Below are 13,722 nucleotides of genomic sequence, written 5' to 3' on the forward strand. Positions count from 1 at the left end.
CAGGGCTCGCTCACCGGTGACTGGCTGGCGCCGCAGAAGACCAGCGCCCAGATGATGAGTGACATCTACTACGGCTACAGCACCCGGCTGATGGCGCAGATGGCCCGCGCGATCGGCAAAACGGCGGACGGGCAGGCGTACGAGCGGCTCTTCGGACGCATCAAGCAGGCATTTATCACCAAGTACCTGAGCACCGACGACGGCCGCGTCACGGTCAAGTCCAGCCTGGGCGAGGCCTCCCCGATCGAACCGGGCGCCGACCCCAACCAGAAGACGGAGGACGACAGCCAGTCGGCACTGCTGTGGGTCCTCAAGCTCGGGCTCTACGAGACGCAGGCCCAACGCCGCGCACTCGTCGGGCTGTTGGCGGACAACATCGGCAACGGCGCGGCCTACAAGGCCGCGCACCCGAACAGCAGCCGGGTCAGGTACGCCGAGAACACGCTCTCCGTCGGCTTCCTCGGCGTCAACGTCCTCGCCCCCGTCCTCACCGACGAGGGCCGCGCGGACCTGGCGTACAAGCTGCTGCACCAGGACGAGCTGCCGTCCTGGCTGTACTCGGTGAAGAACGGCGCCACCACCGTCTGGGAACGCTGGAACTCCTACTCCCAGGACGACGGCTTCGGCCCGGTCAGCATGAACTCCTTCAACCACTACGCCTACGGCGCGATCATGGAGTGGATGTACGCGTACATGGCCGGCATCGCCCGCGACCCGGACAGCCCCGGTTTCAAGCGCTTCGTCCTGCAACCCCACATCGATCCCACCGGCAGGATCACAGAGGTGGCAGCCTTGTACGAGTCGCCGTACGGCGAGATCAGAAGTGAGTGGACGGTCGAAGACGGCGGCAGAACCCTGGTGTACGACGCAGTGGTGCCCGCCAATAGCGAGGCGACACTGCGACTTCCGGCCGCCTCCGCCGATTCCGTCCACGAAGGACGAACCCCACTGGCAGAAGCGGAGGGTGTGCGTTTCCTCGAATACGCCGATGGTGTGTACCTGTGCCGGTTGACGTCCGGCCGGTACCGCATGACCGCCGAACTCCGCTGATCGGCAGGCACGGTGCCCGCCCCGGCCTACGGCATCCTGCCCATCACACCTGTCCTTGCATCAGGTGCACCGTCGGCTGAACACGGGGACCGGCGACGCGCCGGTCCTCGAACCAGCCGACGGGGCGGCCGCATCGGGTGTCAGGCGGACCGCAACTCGAGCCGCCCGGGCAAGGCAGTAGATCACCGTCGGCGAGTGACCGACACATTCCGCACAAATCGATTTCGCTACAAGTTCCGAAATTATTCGTGATGGCTCCGGCACGTGGCCGAAATGCATCCCTCATAGCTTCGCTGTCGGTCGCACAGGTCCCATGGAGTCCATGGGCCGGGCGGACCGAAAAAGCTACTTCCCCCAGAAATCCCCCTGAGATCCCCCACTGTCCTCAGCGCCTCCATGAGACAGGAGCCCAAGGTGCCCAATCTCTCCCGACGCGGTGCACTGAAGCTGACCGCCGGACTGGCTGTTCTCGGCACTCTCGGCCTGACGGGCTGTGGCCGCGAGGATGACACCGCCGCCGCGAAGGCCTCCGCCAAGCCCATCGGCGACTCGCCGGCCACCGGCACCGTCAAGGTCTGGGCCGCCCAGGGCGACGCCGACGTGCTCGAGAAGGTCATCAAGCCCTTCAAGACCGCCAATCCCGACGTCACCGTGAAGGTCACGCTGATCCCGAACGCCGAGTACTACACCAAGCTGCAGTCGGCGATCGCGGCGGGCAAGGGGCCCGATGTCGCACAGTTCTTCCCCGAGTCGCAGGCGCAGTTCCTCGATCCGTCGATCCTCCAGGCCGTGCCGGACGGCCTTGTGAACCCGGACACCTTCTTCAAGAGCCTGTGGGACGCGGGTGTGGTCGAGGACGTGGCCTACACGGTGCCCTGGTACGCCTACACCTACGCCCTTGTCTACCGAGCCGACCTCGCCAAGAAGGCAGGTGTCGAGGCGCCGGCCACGTGGGACGACATGGTGCCGTTCTTCAAGGCGCTCCAGGGTGCCGGTGCCAAGCGCGGTCTCGCGGCCGACAACGGCTGGGACATCTTCAACGGCCAGGACGTCGCGATGTACGCCTGGCAGGCCGGCGGCTCACTGCTCTCCTCGGGCGGTAAATGGACACTCGACACCCCGGCGATGGTCGACGCGCTGAAGTACAACGCGTCGTTCTTCACCTCGGGCGTCGCCGACACCGCCACGCCCACGTTCCTCGACGCGCAGCCGTACTTCGTCAGCGGCAAGACCGCCACGATGATCACCGGTCCGTGGGTCGTCGGCCAGCTCGACACCGCCGCGAAGAAGAAAGGCTGGACGGCGTCCCATGTCGCCACCGCACCGCTGCCGGCCGGGCCCTCGGGCAGTGTCTCCTTCTCCGCCGGCGGCAGCTGGGGCGTCCTCGCGGGCAGCGGCAACGCGGACGCCTCGTGGAAGCTCGTCCGGTACATGGCGGAGCCGAGCACCCAGGTCGCGCAGTACGAGGCGTACAGCTCGCTGCCGGCCGTCATCTCCGCCTGGGACGACCCCGCCATCAAGGGCCAGCCGCTGCTCGACGCCTTCCTCACGCAGCTGAAGAACACCCGGGCGTTCCCGCAGGTCACGACCTGGCAGCAGGTCGCGACGCGGATCGGCAAGGAGATGGAGGCCGTCGCCAAGGGCACGTCGACCGCGGAGAAGGCCGCCGCGAACATCCAGTCGTACGCCGAGAGCCTCGGCACGGTTGCGAAGTGAGCCGTCCATGACCACCACCTCTGTCGTGGGCCCCCGGCGGCGCACCCGTCGTACCGCCGTCGCCTGGCTGTTCCTTACACCGTTCGCCCTGGTGTTCCTGCTCTACACGGCAATCCCCACCGTCGCCGCGCTCGGCTTCAGCCTCACCGACCTGCGGGGAACGGACCTCAGGCATCCGTTCGCGGTCGACTTCACCGGCCTGGACAACTTCGTCCGGCTGTTCCAGGACGAGAGCTTCCTGCGCGACATCCTGAACACCGCCCTGTTCGTGGCCATCGGCGTGCCGCTGACCATGGTGATCGGCTTCGCCCTGGCCGTAGCGCTGAACTCCGGCATCCGCCGCCTGCGCGGCACCTTCCGTACGCTCTTCTTCGCGCCGGTCGTCACCAACGTCGTGGCGGTCGCCCTGATCTGGCAGTACGCCTTCTACGCCGACGGCACCGTCAACAGAGCGCTCGGCGCCGTCGGCCTCGCCGGACCGAACTGGCTGGACGACCCGAACCTCGCCATGCCCGTGGTCATCCTGCTCGGCGTCTGGCGCAACTTCGGCACCGCGATGGTGCTGTTCCTCGCGGGTCTGCAGGCCATCCCGGACGACGTGTACGAGGCCGCCTCCCTCGACGGGGCAGGAAAGTGGCGGCAGTTGAGGCACATCACCCTGCCGCTGCTGCTGCCCACCACGCTGATGGTGTCGGTGCTGCTGACCGTCTTCTACCTCCAGGTCTTCGACGAGCCCTACCTGCTCACCGACGGCGGCCCGCTGGGCTCCACCGAGTCCGTGGCGCTGTACACCTACCACCAGTTCGGGGCCGGCGAGTTCGGGATGTCCTCGGCCGCGTCCTTCGTGATGCTCGTCCTGGTGGCCCTGGTGAGTCTTGTCCAGTTCCGACTGCTGAGGCCCCGCGCATGACCGCTCTCACCGCGTTGCGGAACACCGCAACCACCACCGACCGCCTCGCCCCGCCCCGCCGGTCCGTCGCCCGGCCGCTGCTGTACGCCGCACTGGTGCTGTGCGCGCTACTCACGACGCTGCCCTTCTTCTGGGTGGTCAGCGGCTCGCTGCGCAGCCTCGACGAGATCCGCTCCGACCCAGGCGCCTGGCTCCCGCACCACGTCACCTTCGACAACTTCCTGCGGCTGTTCCGTACCGAGGGTTTCGGTCAGTTCATGGTCAACAGCGTCGTGGTCGCGGCCATCGTCGTGGCCGGCAACATCGTCGCGGCGTCGGCCGCCGGATACGCGCTCGCGAAGCTCGACTTCGCGGGCAAGAAGCTCGCGTTCGGCGCGGTCATGGCGGCGATGATGGTGCCGTTCACCGCGGTGTTCGTCACGCAGTTCGTGATCACCGTCGACCTCGGCCTTGCGGACACCCTCACCGGGATCGCCCTGCCCGGCGTGGCCATGCCGCTGTCCGTCTTCATCATGCGGCAGTACGCGATGTCGATCCCCGACGAACTCCTCGAAGCGGCCCGGATCGACGGCGCGGGCGAGTTCCGGATCTTCTTCCGGATCTTCCTCCCGCTGGCCGGCCCCGCCGTCGCGACGATCACGATCATGTCGTTCCTAGCCTCGTGGAACAACTTCATCTGGCCGCTCATCGTCGCCCAGAGCATGTCCACCTACACCCTGCCGGTGGGCCTCGCCGCCACCAGCCAGGCGGCCGCCAACGTCAGGGACTACGGCCTGCTGCTCGCCGGCGCGATCGTCGTGATGCTGCCGGTGCTGCTGCTCTTCCTGTTCCTGCAGCGCTACTTCGTGCAGGGCATCTCAGGAACGGGAATGCGGTGAGCGTGATGAACTCCCTTGATGCGCCGGGCGAGCGAAGCGAGATGGGGGTCCCCCCGGCCGAAGGCTGGGGGACGGTCACCGTGCACGCTCCCGCCGGCACGATCACCGGTCGCCGCAGCCGTCAGGTACGCCGCTTCCTCGGCATCCCCTACGCCCAACCACCCACCGGCGCACGGCGGTTCGCCGCGCCCGTCCCACGCGGTCGGTTCCCGGAGCCGTACGACGCGTCCCGGCACGGCCCGACCGCCCAGCGCGTGCCGCTGTTCGCCACGACCACCGTCCCCGAGCCGTCGGTGCCCGGGGACGACGTGCTGAACCTCGGCGTCGTCGCCCCGGCCGCGGACGACGACCGCGGGCCCTTCCCGGTCATCGTGTGGATCCACGGCGGCGGCTTCCTGGCGGGCAGCCCGGCCAGCCCCTGGTACGACGGCCGTGCCTTCGCCCGCGACGGCGTCGTCTGTGTCACCGTCGGCTACCGGCTCGGCGTCGACGGATTCGCCGTACTGGACGACGTCCCCACCAACCTCGGGCTGCGGGACCTGCTGCTCGCCCTCGACTGGGTGCGGGAGAACATCGCCGCCTTCGGCGGTGATCCGGGCCGGGTCACCGTCGCCGGGCAGTCGGCCGGGGGAGCGGCGGTGCTCGCGCTGCTCTCGTCGCCCGCCGGCGAGGGCCGCTTCCAGCGGGCGGTCAGTCTGTCAGGCGGCTTCTTCGAACCACGCGCGGTACGCGAATTCCTCGGGCGGCTGGGGGAGAGGCTCGGCGTTCCGGCGACACGAGCCGGATTCGCCGGACGGACCGTGGAGGACGTCCAGCGTGCTGTCCTCGACCTGCGGGACGAGAGCGGCGACAACGCCCTCGTGCTCGGCCCGTTCGTCGGCGACGACATCCTGCCGCTGCCGGTCGCCGAGGGACTGGCCATGCACGGGCACGACGTACCTCTGCTGCTCGGCGCGACGGGGGACGAGTTCGACAGCGGCACCACGGAAGGAGCCGCCCGCGCCGCAGGCACCCGCCTCACCGACACCCTGTTCCGCGCCGCCTGCCCGCGCACCGCGAAAGTCCGTCGCGGCGCCCGCGCCGGCACCTGGCTGTACTCCTTCGAATGGCCCTCGCCCGCGCTGGGCGGCGCCGCGCACTGTGTCGACATCCCGTACTTCTTCGACGTACTCGACGCACCGAGAGTCGCCGAGGCCCTCGGCACCGACCCGCCCCAGGAACTGGCAACTTCGATGCACGCCGATCTGGTCGCGTTCCTCCACGGCGAGGAACCGGCCTGGGCGAGGGCGACCGGGACGCTCGGCGATCCGGCACGCGAGTACGGCCGCACCGGTGCGCCGCTCGCGGCCGACACCACGGGCGTGTTCGACCCCGTCGTACGACCGGTGTCCGAGGCGGCAGGGGCGTGTTGATGCCGGGGATGAACCAGAGCGCCGTCCGACGCGTCAACACCTCGGTCATCCTGCGCGCACTGGCGGTGTCGGCCGAACCGACGACGCTCACCGCGCTCGCCGAACAGGCCCGCCTCTCGCGCCGCACCATCGAGCTCATCCTGGACTCGCTCGTCGAGGCCGGCTGGGTGGCGGAGCTGGACCGGGTACCGATCAGCGGCTCCGCGGGGCGCCCCGCCCGGCGGTACGAACTGCGCGCCGAACACGCCCTGTTGGCGGCCCTGACCATCACCACCTCGGACGCTTCCGCGGTCGTCGCCGACGTACGCGGCCGCATCCTCGGCCGGGCGCACGGGTCACTGCGCGCCTACCAGGACCCGCAGATCACGCTCGACGACGCGACGGCACTGGTCCTCGAGGCGCTCGACGACGCGGGCGGGTCGGCGGACCGCCTGCGCGCCGGTGCGGTCGCGGGCGGCGGCGCGATCGACGACGAGGGAGTCGTACGACGCCTGGTGCACACCACACGCTGGGAAGGCGTGCACCTGCCCGACGAACTCGAACGGCGCCTCCCGATGCCCTGGTTCGCGGACAACGACACCAACCTCGGTGCGCTCGCGGAGCGTTGGCGGGGTGTGGCCGCCGACCACGACAACGTCGTGTGGGCGATCCTCGGCAACCGCACCGGTCTCGGCATCCTCATACGGGGCGCCGTGCACCGCGGTCTCGACGGCGCCGCGGGCGAGATCGTCGAGGCACGGTCGATACCGACCGGCTCGGTCGAGAACCACCCGGTGGCCTGGCTGACCTCACCGGAACCGGCCCAACGGGCAGTCGCCCTCGCCCGCTGCGAGGCCGCTCGGGCAGGCGAGGCGACCGCGCTCGCGCAGGTCGACGAGTTCGTGGAGAACATCGCATCGATCCTCACCATCCTGTCGTGGACGGTCGCTCCCTCGCTCATCGTGCTCGGCGGCGGCCTGGAGGACGCCGCCGACGTGCTGCTGCCCCGGGTACGGGAGGCGATGCGCGACGCCCGCACCCCCGCGATAGAGCTGCGCGCCACCGGCCTGGGCCGCGACGCGGCCCTCGTCGGCGCCGTGAAGCTGGCCCTCGACCGCATGGACACCGAACTGTTCGGCCCGCTCGTCCCGCGCGTGTGACCGCACCCCCACACCTTCTCCCGCACCCGTGGCACAACACATGGAGTCTCACCTTGACCGACACCCCTCGCACCGACGTCCTCATCGTGGGCAGCGGCATCATGGGATCCGTCGTTGCCCGACAACTGCGCGCCGACGATCCGGCACTGCGCATCACCATGGTGGACGGCGGCAGCGCGATCGGCGAGGCTCCCGGTCTGCACCTGCACGACCTCGACGACCCGGACCTCTGGGCGCGCTACAACGAACAGGTCGCCACCGGCATCCAGGGCATGTACACCGGCGCCGAGGTAGTGCGCGAGGTCGCGGACAGCCTCACCGACCTGACGCCCGGCATGTTCCACGCCCTGGCCTTCGGCGAGGACGCCGAGGCGATGCCCGCGACGGCGCTCGCGTGGAACGCGGGCGGGATGGGCGTCCACTGGACCGCCGCGACACCCTGGCCCGCCGGGGACGAGGTGTTCGACTTCGACGACCCGGCCGGCTGGGCGGCGGACCTCGACACCGCGCGCCGGGTGCTCGCCGTCACGCCCGCGGCGATCGGCCCGACCGAGGTCGGCCGGACCGTACTCGACGTACTGCGCCGACGGTTCGACGGAGTCGGACCGGCCGAACGGCGGCCGCAGGCGATGCCCATGGCCGTCACCGCGACGGCACCGGGCCCCATGCCACGCACGGCTCCCGGGACGATCTTCCCCACGCTCGCGACCGGCGGGGACCCGGCCTTCACCCTGGTGACCGGCACACTCGCGACGGCCCTCCTCGTCTCGGACGGCCGCGTCGCCGGCGCTCGGCTGCACCGCATCGCCGACGGCTCCGAGTCGGAACTTCTCGCGGACACCGTGGTGGTGTGCGCCGACGCACTGCGCACCCCGCAACTGCTGTTCGCCTCGGGCATCCGGCCCCACGCGCTGGGCCGCCACCTCAATGAGCACGCGTTCATCACCGCCCGGGTCCTGCTCGACCTCGACCGGTTCGGCATCGACCTCGACGCCCTGCCCCTGCCGCGTCCCGGCGAGTTCAGCACGGACTCGCTGTGGTTGCCGCAGAACGGAGCGGCGCAGCCGTTCCACGGCCAGATCATGAACCGTACGTACGTCGACGAAGGCGGCCGCCCCCTCGCCCACTCCGTGGGCCTGTCGCTGTACGCCCCCGTCGAGTCTCGCCCCGAGAACCGGCTCGTGTTCGCCGAGACCGAGACAGACCTCGCCGGGATGCCGCGGATCACCGTCGAGTTCGGCTACTCCGACGCCGACCGCGCGCTGATCGGGCGAGCACTCGACGAAGTCCGGTCGATGGCCGAGGAGTTCGGCCGGTTCGATCCCGCGACCGAACGGGCGCTGCTGCCGCCCGGCTCGTCGCTGCACCAGACCGGCACCGTCCGGGCCGGCGCTGCAGACGACGGCACCAGCGTGTGCGACCCGGACGGCAGGGTGTGGGGCTACGACAACCTGTACCTCGCCGGCAATGGCGTGATCCCCACCGCGATGGCCGCCAACGTCACCCTGACCGGCGCGGTGACCGCCATCCGGGCCGCCCGTGCCGTAGCCGCCCGCAACGCCGCGCTCGCCGCGCACTGAGAGGAAGCCCGACCATGATCGACATCGCGAAGGAATACCACGTGGCACTGCCGGCGTGGATCGACGACGAACTGGCCGACGTGCCCGGAGTCATCCCCGGCCGCGACGACCGCATGCGCCTCGTGCACCGCCTCGCCGACCGCAACTGGCGCGAGGGCAACGGCGGCCCGTTCGCGGCCCTCGTCGCCGAGCGGGACACCGGCCGGATCGTCTCGGTCGGCGTGAACGTCGTCCTCGCCTCCGGCGTCTCCAGCGCCCACGCCGAGGTCGTCGCGCTCGGCCTCGCCCAGACGGCGACCGGCGGCTGGGACCTCGGCGGCGACGGGCTGCCCGCGCACGAACTCGTCGTGAACTGGCGCCCGTGCATCCAGTGTTACGGCGCCACCATGTGGTCCGGCGTGCGTGGACTCGTGGTGGCCGGCGAGGGCCCGGAACTGGAGGAGCTCACCACGTTCGACGAGGGCCCGCTCGGCGCGGACTGGGCCGGGCAGTTCGAGGCACGCGGCATCGAGGTCGTGGGGGACGTGCTCCGGGACGAGGCCCTCGCGGTGTTCCGCCACTACCGCAAGGCTGTCGACTCGGCCGACGGCATCGTCGTGTACAACGCCCGCGGAGGTGCCGAATGACGCCCCGGTTCGCAACCGACATCATCACCTTCTACCACCCGGACTTCTGGGGACTCGAATCCGCGGACGCCGTGCGGGACTGGGCCTGGGCGCACCCCGAGCGGTTCTGGGGGCGGGTCATGGACGCACTGGCCGACACCGGTGTCACCGGCATCGAGCTGACCTTCGCCCCCGGCGACATCGACTGCGCCCTGCGCGCTTTCGGGAGCGCCCCCGCGTTCCGCCGCGAGCTCGCGGCCCGGGGCCTGTCCGTCGTGAGCGCCTTCATCGCGGGCAGCGACGCCCCCGACTGGCGGCACGGCGAAAACCTGCCCGCCATCGTCGCCGACGCCGAACGCCGCGCGGCCTTCCTCGCCGACGTCGGGGCGGAACTCCTCGTCGCCGGCCTGCCCATGCGGACGACCTACGGGACCCGGCCGCCCTTCTTCGTCGACGCCGCGTACATGACCCGCATGGCCGACATCGCCCACGTGGTCGGCGAGGCCGTCGCCCGACACGGGGTGAGGCTCGCCTTCCACACCGAGTCCAACAGCACCCTCTGGTACGAGCGGGACATCGATCTGTTCATGGCCCTGACCGACCCTCGCTACGTGTGGCTGTGTCCCGACTCCTGCCACATCGCCCTCGGCGGCGGAGACCCCGTCGCCGTGGCGCGCCGCCACGCCCCGCGCATCGCACTCGCGCACTGGAAGGACGCGGTCAAGCCGATCGATGTCGAACTCACCATCGATGAAACGGTCTTCGCTCAACAGCAGCCCTACATGACCGAACTGGGCACGGGCATCGTGGACTGGCGGGGATGGTCCGACGCGATGTCCCGGACTCCCGGCGCCGGCATCGTCCTCATCGAGCTCGATGAGGCGGCAGATCCCGTCGCCGCGCTCCGGGCCGGGACGGCTGTCGCGAAGAAGGCCCAGGCGTGATCGACTTCGTCGCCGGTGTCGAGTCGAGGTCGACCCAGTCGTAAGACGCCCGGTCAGGAGTCGTAAGACGTCCGGTCAGGAGTCGAGGTCGTCGGCGAAGTGCCGGAACCCGTGCCGGTCCTGGTGGATGCCCCACAGCGTCCGTGCGAGCGCCGCCGGGTCCTTCCTCGGATGTCCGGGAACGATCGCGCCGGGGACAATCAGCTGCGCCACGTGGATGCCCTCACCGCCGAGCGTGTCGTGCAGCAGTTGGCCGTAGGCGCTCTCGGCGGCGAACGCGATCGACGTACCGGCGCGTTCGGGGTGGGGGACGACGGCCGTGCCGCCGTTGACGAGGAGGATGGTGCCGCGGCCGAGTCCGCGCATGCCGGGCAGCACCTGCCGGACCGCGGCGACGGGGCCGTAGACGGAGAACTCGATCGGGCCGAAGAGGTCGGTGGGGGTGGTTTCCAGGACCGGTCGCATGAAGTCCCGGTGCGGGACCGGGCTGTACTGCAGGACCTCGATCGGGCCGAGGCGCGCGGTCGCCGAGGCGAGAGCTGCCGCGAGGGCATTCGGGTCGCGGACGTCGGCCGCGAATCCGCGCGCCACGATGCCCTCGCGGGTCAGGTCGGAGGCCAGGGCGTCCACCCGGTCCTGGTTGCGGGAGACGAGCGCGACGTCGAAGCCCTGGCGGCCGAACTGCCGGGCGACGGCGGCGCCGAGCCCGGGTCCCGCTCCGATGATGGCGATGGTGGTCATGATCTTCCTTCGGTGGCCTCGGGGTAACCAGCTGTTGGCGGTTGAGTGTTCATGAGTGTTTTTTACAAGTCATGAGTCGTGTACGGAGAATGAGTGCCACCGCCAGGTGAAGCCGCCAACCGTGGTTCCTCCCTCGTCTTTGCTGGTTACGCTTTCCGGGCGAGTCCGCCGTGCTCGGCGATGAGCTCCGGGGTGGGCGAACCGGGCTCCGGGCGCCAATGCGTTACCGAGACGACGCCGGGTTCGAGGAGTTCCAAGCCGTCGAAGAACGTGGTGATCTCGTCGACGGTGCGCAGGATGTACGGGACGGCGCCGCTGTTGTTGTAGCCGTCCTGGGCCTGCTCGAAGATCGGGTCGATGCCGCGTGACCCGTCGTTGATGGAGAGGTAACTGCCCGAGGGCAGGGCGTTCATCAGCCGGGTGACGATGGAGCGGGCCTGATCGTAGTCGGCGACGTGGCCCAGGATGTTGCTGAGGATGAGCGCGGTGGGGCGGCCGAAGTCCAGTGTCTCGGCGGCGGTCGCGAGGATGCGGTCCGGGTCCGTCACGTTGGCGTCGATGTAAGCGGTCGCGCCCTCGTGGGTGGAGGAGAGCAGGGCGCGGGCGTGGGCGAGGATCATCGGATCGTTGTCGACGTAGACGATCCGTGTCTCGGGGGCGAGCCCCTGAGCGACCTCGTGGGTGTTCTGAGCGGTCGGAAGGCCGGTGCCGATGTCCAGGAATTGCCGGATGCCCGCCTCGGAGACGAGATACGTGATGGTGCGGCGCAGGAAGGCACGGCTGCAGCGGGCGATGGTGACAATGCCGGGGAAGACTGCGGTGTATGCGTCACCGGCCTCCTCGTCGACGGGATAGTTGTCCTTGCCGCCGAGCCAGTAGTTCCAGATGCGGGCGGAGTGCGGAACCGACGTGTCGATCTTCTGATGCTTCGCTGGTTCGGGCGTCGTCACAGGGTCGGTCATAAGTCGTGTCCGTCCTTCAACCGAGGCGTGGATCATTCACGGCACAACCTATGGCCGAACACCCGGCGCCTACCCACTGGTTCAGGATTTCCGGCTGGCCAGGCCGACGATACGCAGGGCGTAGCCGCCACGGCAGCGTGCCCGCGCTTCCGCGGCGGCTGCGCAAGCCGTTGATCTTGTCCTCAGCGAGACGGGCCTGGTCATCTGTCGATGCCGCACCCCTCGGCGCGTGGACTGCTCCAAGCGGATGTGTTGGCCCGCCCAGTGCTACGGCGAGGTGGGCAGGTGCGGGGAGCGGAGCACGAGCAGGGTGATCTCGCTGGGGGCGAAGACGCGGAACGGCGGGCCCCAGAAGCCGGTGCCGCGGCTGGTGTAGAGGAGGGTGCGTGTGCCGTGGTGGCTGAGGCCGGCGAGGGCGGGCTGGTCGATGCGGACCAGGTGGTGGAAGGGCCATATCTGGCCGCCGTGGGTGTGGCCGGAGAGTTGGAGGTCGATGCCGTCGGCTGCCGCCCGGTCGACGAACTTGGGCTGGTGTGCCAGGAGCAGGACGGGTAGGTCGGGGTCGGCGCCGTTCAAGGCTCCGGCGAGGTGGGCGCGGTGGCCTGCCAGGCCGGAGGACTCGGCGGTGACGTCATCCACGCCGGCGACCACGAGGGTGTCGCCTCCGCGTTCGAGCAGCAGATGGCGGTTGCGCAGCGGCTCCCAGCCCAGTTCGTCCATCAGGTCGACCCAGCCCTGGGCCTCGCTGTAGTACTCGTGGTTGCCGGTGACGTAGACCCGGGCCCGGGTGGCCCGCACGGTAGCGAGTGGGGCGGCCTGGGCGCGGCGGCGTTCGGCCGTGCCGTCCGCGATGTCGCCGGTGTGGCAGACCAGGTCGGCTTCCAGCGTGTTCACCGTCTCGCATACCCGCGCCGACCAGCGGGCGCGATCGAGCGGGCCGTAGTGGGTGTCGGTGATGAGGACGACGCGGGTGCCGTCCAACCCGGCACCCAGCCGCGGGAGTTGCACGTCGAGCTGGCGCACGCGTGGCACGCGGCGGGCTTCGGCGTACCCCCAGGCGAGTAGTACGGCGGTTATGCCGAGGACGGCCCAAGTGACGATTCGGGCCCGGTCCTGACCGTCGCCTACGCCGGCCACGGTCAGGGCGAGGCGCAGCAGGACACCGAGCAGGACGGACCAGGTGAACAGCACCCAGCTGGTGCCCAGGAGGGTGTCTCCGACGATCGCCGCCCGGTCCTGCTGCCGTCGGCCGTGGCCGCGCCCCATCGCGAGCGGCATAGCGATCAGACCGAGGACGAACAGGGCTGTGCCGCCTATCGCCACGGGCAGCGGCCAGTGCTGGCCGGCGTGCAGGAGCACCCAGCAGGGCACGGTCCACAGCAGGACGGGGGCGATCAGGGGGAGGTAACGCATCAGGCGGAGCAGTCGGCTCTGCCGCGGAGCTTGCGCTTCGCTGTCGGCGGGTCGGGTGTTGCTGGTGTCGGTCACGCTTGCCCTCTCTGGCCGGGCTGCCGTCTCGCGCACTGTATCCGGTCGCCCTAGGGCCGACCGGACCGGCGTTCATGGGCGCGGCCCCTCGGGGCGATGGCTTCTCTGCGGGATGGCAAGACTCCGCCGCAGACACTCCCTTGGCATGAGCCGCGATCAGGGCAAGCGCCACCGGCGGCACCGCGTTATGGGATGGCCCTCCGGCTGGTGAGCGTTGCCCGACCTCGCGCTCCGTCGCCGTATGAGAGCTGACGTTGTCGCGTGACCCGGGCGGGCTCGGCCTTCCGCCGAGCCCGC

The 13,722-nt window shown here is 70.1% G+C and carries 11 protein-coding genes and 1 pseudogene; 9 read left to right on the top strand and 3 right to left on the bottom strand.

Annotation, left to right across the window (positions count from 1 at the left end):
- The 9 genes and pseudogenes from GAS53_RS36090 to GAS53_RS36130 form a co-directional block, all read left to right on the top strand.
- Nucleotides 1-1,050 (top strand): annotated as a pseudogene (locus GAS53_RS36090) (alpha-L-rhamnosidase-related protein); the annotation flags it as partial.
- A gap of 414 nt (nt 1,051-1,464) precedes the next feature.
- Complete coding sequence (locus GAS53_RS36095) at nt 1,465-2,766, top strand: extracellular solute-binding protein (protein ID WP_151481982.1); 1,302 nt, start codon at nt 1,465-1,467, stop codon at nt 2,764-2,766.
- 7 nt (nt 2,767-2,773) lie between these two features.
- The gene (locus GAS53_RS36100; RefSeq protein ID WP_151481983.1) at nt 2,774-3,676 is read left to right on the top strand and encodes a carbohydrate ABC transporter permease; all 903 of its coding nucleotides are present in this window, start codon (nt 2,774-2,776) and stop codon (nt 3,674-3,676) included.
- The gene (locus GAS53_RS36105; RefSeq protein WP_151481984.1) at nt 3,673-4,554 is read left to right on the top strand and encodes a carbohydrate ABC transporter permease; all 882 of its coding nucleotides are present in this window, start codon (nt 3,673-3,675) and stop codon (nt 4,552-4,554) included. The genes GAS53_RS36100 and GAS53_RS36105 overlap by 4 nt, the downstream gene beginning before the upstream one ends.
- A 5-nt stretch (nt 4,555-4,559) precedes the next feature.
- Nucleotides 4,560-5,966, top strand: coding sequence for a carboxylesterase family protein (locus GAS53_RS36110; RefSeq protein WP_225859298.1), 1,407 nt, complete (start codon nt 4,560-4,562; stop codon nt 5,964-5,966).
- A gap of 8 nt (nt 5,967-5,974) precedes the next feature.
- Nucleotides 5,975-7,105 carry an ROK family protein gene (locus tag GAS53_RS36115; RefSeq protein WP_192583437.1) on the top strand — a complete coding sequence of 377 codons (1,131 nt, stop codon included), beginning with the start codon at nt 5,975-5,977 and terminating at the stop codon, nt 7,103-7,105.
- A gap of 53 nt (nt 7,106-7,158) precedes the next feature.
- Complete coding sequence (locus tag GAS53_RS36120) at nt 7,159-8,685, top strand: GMC oxidoreductase (protein ID WP_151481986.1); 1,527 nt, start codon at nt 7,159-7,161, stop codon at nt 8,683-8,685.
- 14 nt (nt 8,686-8,699) lie between these two features.
- Nucleotides 8,700-9,311, top strand: a complete 612-nt coding sequence (locus tag GAS53_RS36125; RefSeq protein ID WP_151481987.1) for a tRNA-specific adenosine deaminase — start codon at nt 8,700-8,702, stop codon at nt 9,309-9,311.
- Nucleotides 9,308-10,234: a sugar phosphate isomerase/epimerase family protein gene (locus GAS53_RS36130; RefSeq protein WP_151481988.1), complete on the top strand. Its 927-nt coding sequence runs from the start codon at nt 9,308-9,310 to the stop codon at nt 10,232-10,234. Before GAS53_RS36125 ends, GAS53_RS36130 begins: the two co-directional genes overlap by 4 nt.
- 75 nt (nt 10,235-10,309) lie before the next feature.
- Here the strand turns inward: GAS53_RS36130 and GAS53_RS36135 are convergent, their stop codons facing one another.
- The 3 genes from GAS53_RS36135 to GAS53_RS36145 form a co-directional block, all read right to left on the bottom strand.
- Nucleotides 10,310-10,975 (bottom strand): SDR family NAD(P)-dependent oxidoreductase, encoded by a 666-nt coding sequence (locus GAS53_RS36135; RefSeq protein WP_151481989.1) that lies wholly within the window; start codon nt 10,973-10,975, stop codon nt 10,310-10,312.
- Between the two features lie 146 nt (nt 10,976-11,121).
- Nucleotides 11,122-11,937, bottom strand: coding sequence for an SAM-dependent methyltransferase (locus GAS53_RS36140; RefSeq protein ID WP_151481990.1), 816 nt, complete (start codon nt 11,935-11,937; stop codon nt 11,122-11,124).
- A gap of 267 nt (nt 11,938-12,204) precedes the next feature.
- Nucleotides 12,205-13,425, bottom strand: a complete 1,221-nt coding sequence (locus tag GAS53_RS36145) for a metallophosphoesterase (RefSeq protein WP_151481991.1) — start codon at nt 13,423-13,425, stop codon at nt 12,205-12,207.
- Nucleotides 13,426-13,722 lie beyond the last annotated feature (297 nt).

The organism is Streptomyces albicerus (assembly GCF_008905045.1).
Taxonomy (GTDB): Bacteria; Actinomycetota; Actinomycetes; order Streptomycetales; family Streptomycetaceae; genus Streptomyces; species Streptomyces albicerus.

Coding starts and splice junctions, on each gene's coding strand:
- GAS53_RS36140 (WP_151481990.1), bottom strand. CDS start 11,937: ATGACCGACCCTGTGACGACGCCCGAACCAGCGAAGCATCAGAAGATC.
- GAS53_RS36115 (WP_192583437.1), top strand. CDS start 5,975: ATGAACCAGAGCGCCGTCCGACGCGTCAACACCTCGGTCATCCTGCGC.
- GAS53_RS36135 (WP_151481989.1), bottom strand. CDS start 10,975: ATGACCACCATCGCCATCATCGGAGCGGGACCCGGGCTCGGCGCCGCC.
- GAS53_RS36125 (WP_151481987.1), top strand. CDS start 8,700: ATGATCGACATCGCGAAGGAATACCACGTGGCACTGCCGGCGTGGATC.
- GAS53_RS36130 (WP_151481988.1), top strand. CDS start 9,308: ATGACGCCCCGGTTCGCAACCGACATCATCACCTTCTACCACCCGGAC.
- GAS53_RS36105 (WP_151481984.1), top strand. CDS start 3,673: ATGACCGCTCTCACCGCGTTGCGGAACACCGCAACCACCACCGACCGC.
- GAS53_RS36100 (WP_151481983.1), top strand. CDS start 2,774: ATGACCACCACCTCTGTCGTGGGCCCCCGGCGGCGCACCCGTCGTACC.
- GAS53_RS36110 (WP_225859298.1), top strand. CDS start 4,560: ATGAACTCCCTTGATGCGCCGGGCGAGCGAAGCGAGATGGGGGTCCCC.